This is a genomic window from Capnocytophaga catalasegens (genome assembly GCF_026005215.1).
GTDB classification, from domain to species: domain Bacteria; phylum Bacteroidota; class Bacteroidia; order Flavobacteriales; family Flavobacteriaceae; genus Capnocytophaga; species Capnocytophaga catalasegens.
The window spans coordinates 1-1513 of sequence record NZ_BPMA01000090.1 but is presented as its reverse complement, the minus strand read 5'-3'; the positions used below and the strand labels follow the sequence as shown (position 1 = coordinate 1513).

Below are 1513 nucleotides of genomic sequence, written 5' to 3'. Positions count from 1 at the left end.
TTTTAATTTGTTAATATTCAATTTGTTTTAGTTCGTTAAGCATTTTTTCATAGTTTCTGAAAAAATCCGTTTTATTCTTTAAAGTTTTATCATACAGAGAGTTAATAATGTTTTCATTTGTATTTTTACCTCTCAAAACGCTATAAACATAAATGGTTGATGTTTGGTGTTTTTTCGCCACTTCGTTTAAATCATCATCAGTCAAGTACTCAAACATTTCATTTAACAGATTTGTTTTCAGTGATTTATTAGTTTGATTAAAACAAATTGCATCTATTAAATGCAGTACCTTATCCTCTGGTTTTCTTAAATCCTGCTTTAAGGTTTCTACCTGATTTTTTAATGTTTCTACTTCATTCATACCTTGTTTACTATTTTATGGGTTGCTTTTTCTATTTCGTTTTTCATAAGGATATAATCTTCTACAACCCGAACTGCCATAACACCTCCACGACTGCCACTAAGGCACTGCCGTATGTATCGGGCTGTGTATCCGTACTTCTCAGCAATTTTATTTACTGCAGGTGCATTGTACTTATTATGTTTTTTATTACTTTTGCACATAATTTTGTTCCCTTTTTCGGTGCAAAGATAGTATAAATTTTATTTAATAACCAAATAAAATGAGTAAAAATTTACCCACAATTAAAGACAGGGTTCTTTATTTTGCTGAATATAAGGAAGTTAGTAAGCAGGAATTTTTTAGAAAAACAGGTCTTAATTATAGTAATTTTACAGGAAAATCAAAAGAAAGCGACTTAAATTCTAAATCAGTAGCGGAAATTTTACTTATATATGATGAAATTAATCCTATGTGGTTACTTACAGGAAACGGCTCAATGTTAAAAGAAAATACCCCCACCGCTCCACCGCCAGAGGATACGGGGCAAATAGCTCTATTACAGCAAGAAAACGCCTTTTTAAAAGAAAAAATACACTTATTAGAGGAGAATAAAGCCTTGTTATTAAAACAAATACAAAACCTTGAAAAAGATAAAAACAAGTAACCCCCACCAGAACCACTGCTTAAAGGTGGTTTTTCAATTCCAAAAGTAAAGAAAATGTCATTATTTCAAACGATGACAAAAATGATGACAAACCAAGCCTAAAAAAATGTCATCGTTTAAAAAGTTTTAGCCGTATTCTCAAAGGTAAAACGGCACTACCAAAACACACCTCCATTAAGAAATAATGCAAATATAAGGCTGTAAATTAAAATATGCCTGTTTGTCGGCAGTCTCTAATTAAAAAATAACGATAGTCAAAAACCTTTAATAATTAAGAAAAAACCGCTCTCAGCCTTTACATTTGGTTCTGCCCTTTAATGATAGTTTCTTCCTTTTAAAATATGATAATATATTTTTATGACAATTACTCAGGTAAATTCATCTCGAATATTAAATGAATTTATTCTTTGGAATTGATATAAAAACTCGAATCTATATACAAATTACATGTTTTACCATAACTATCAAGTATATTCCACAAAATGAAAAATAAAATAATCTGTTTA

At 29.6% G+C, this 1513-nt stretch carries 3 protein-coding genes; 1 reads left to right on the top strand and 2 read right to left on the bottom strand.

The features are described from left to right. Positions 1–10: 10 nt before the first annotated feature. Positions 11–361 carry a hypothetical protein gene (locus tag OO775_RS13900; RefSeq protein ID WP_264847826.1) on the bottom strand — a complete coding sequence of 117 codons (351 nt, stop codon included), beginning with the start codon at positions 359–361 and terminating at the stop codon, positions 11–13. Further along, positions 358–564, bottom strand: coding sequence for a hypothetical protein (locus tag OO775_RS13895; RefSeq protein WP_264847825.1), 207 nt, complete (start codon positions 562–564; stop codon positions 358–360). Before OO775_RS13895 ends, OO775_RS13900 begins: the two co-directional genes overlap by 4 nt. 59 nt (positions 565–623) lie before the next feature. Here OO775_RS13895 and OO775_RS13890 point away from each other — a divergent pair, with 59 nt between their 5' ends. After that, on the top strand, positions 624–1007 hold the full coding sequence (locus OO775_RS13890; protein ID WP_264847824.1) for a hypothetical protein: 384 nt from the start codon (positions 624–626) through the stop codon (positions 1005–1007). The last annotated feature ends 506 nt before the right edge of the window (positions 1008–1513 follow it).

What these genes read in the sequence shown, in the direction of transcription:
- OO775_RS13890 (WP_264847824.1), top strand. Translation starts at nt 624, where the DNA reads ATGAGTAAAAATTTACCCACAATTAAAGACAGGGTTCTTTATTTTGCT.
- OO775_RS13900 (WP_264847826.1), bottom strand. Translation starts at nt 361, where the DNA reads ATGAATGAAGTAGAAACATTAAAAAATCAGGTAGAAACCTTAAAGCAG.
- OO775_RS13895 (WP_264847825.1), bottom strand. Translation starts at nt 564, where the DNA reads ATGTGCAAAAGTAATAAAAAACATAATAAGTACAATGCACCTGCAGTA.